General features: G+C 58.5%; 1 pseudogene. It reads left to right on the top strand.

Annotated elements, in window-relative coordinates:
* Positions 1-369, top strand: a pseudogene (locus KW841_RS29445) (carboxypeptidase regulatory-like domain-containing protein); the annotation flags it as partial.

Genomic DNA, 369 nt, shown 5'->3' with positions numbered 1-369 from the left:
GGACGTCGAGCTGAGCCTGGATGACGTCCTCGAATCCGAAGACGGCCCCCCTGTCGATGAAGGTCAGCCCACCTACAAGAATCAGTTGCTCATCAAGGGACATGCCCGGCCCGGTGAGAGCATTCAGCTACTCAATCACGGCGTCCCGATAGAAGGTGCCATCGCAATCGCCGATCTCCTCGATGGCGTCTGGAAATTTTGGCTCGATGTGACAGAGGGTGACTACAGCCTGACCGCTCAGGCAAAATATGGTGACAACGAAATCACCGACCCGCCCCGCACCTTTACCGTGAAGCTGGACGTCGAGCTGAGCCTGGATGACGTCCTCGAATCCGAAGACGGCCCCCCTGTCGATGAAGGTCAGCCCAC

Source organism: Pseudomonas sp. PDM28, assembly GCF_019219115.1.
GTDB lineage: Bacteria > Pseudomonadota > Gammaproteobacteria > Pseudomonadales > Pseudomonadaceae > Aquipseudomonas > Aquipseudomonas laurylsulfatiphila.
This window is presented reverse-complemented; position numbering and strand designations above follow the sequence as displayed.